Origin of the sequence: Amycolatopsis sp. WAC 01376, assembly GCF_003947415.1 — a bacterium.
GTDB lineage: Bacteria > Actinomycetota > Actinomycetes > Mycobacteriales > Pseudonocardiaceae > Amycolatopsis.
The window spans coordinates 1-698 of the sequence record NZ_QHKL01000026.1; the positions used below are offsets into that span (position 1 = coordinate 1).

2 pseudogenes are annotated in these 698 nt (G+C 69.3%); both read right to left on the reverse strand.

The features are described 5' to 3' along the window. A pseudogene (locus DMH03_RS41955) lies at nucleotides 1–442 on the reverse strand (ATP-dependent DNA ligase); the annotation flags it as partial. Beyond that, a pseudogene (locus tag DMH03_RS41960) lies at nucleotides 439–698 on the reverse strand (ATP-dependent DNA ligase); the annotation flags it as partial. The pseudogenes DMH03_RS41955 and DMH03_RS41960, both read right to left, overlap by 4 nt.

Genomic DNA, 698 nt, shown 5'->3' on the forward strand with positions numbered 1-698 from the left:
GCTCGGGGAACCCGATCCCCGGCGACGGGTCGAGGTCGATCCGCAGCTGATCACTGATGTCCGGCGCGTCGGCCCGGTTCGGCCAGACGTGGAAACCGAGGCAACCTTGGTTCACCGCCCAGATGACGTGCGCGAGGTCCTTCGCCACGAGCGCGTCCGAAGTGGTCCCGTTCGGAGTGGACACCACCGTCGTGGTCAGCCAGTCAGGCGCGTTCTTCGGGACCCGCTGCTGGAACCACGATGTCCCGCCGGCACCGTCGGGATAGCGCTCCAGCACCAAGGGCCGGTCGCCGAGCTGGGCCAGCAGCGGGACCGAGACCGCGCGGTAGTACTCGACGAGGTCCAATTTGGTCTCGCCGCGCTCCGGGAAATAGACCTTGCCCGGATTGGACACCGTGAACTCGACGCCGTCGAGGTCCAGCGTGACCGGCTCCGCCTTCATGTTTCCCCCAGCTCGGTGAACAAGGTGGCCAGCTCGGCGGGCGGGACCTCTTCGAGCTGCGCGTACGTGCACGAGGCGGGGTCGCGGTCGGGACGGAAGCGCACGAGCCTCCCGCCGTGCCGGAACCTGGTGCCTTCGACGTGTTCGTAGCGGACCTCGGCGACCCATTCGATGCGGACCGGCTCCCAGCTCAGGTCCTTCTTCGGCGCCCACCGGCTGCCCGCGCCCGGCATCCGGCCGCCCGCCTCTTCGTGCG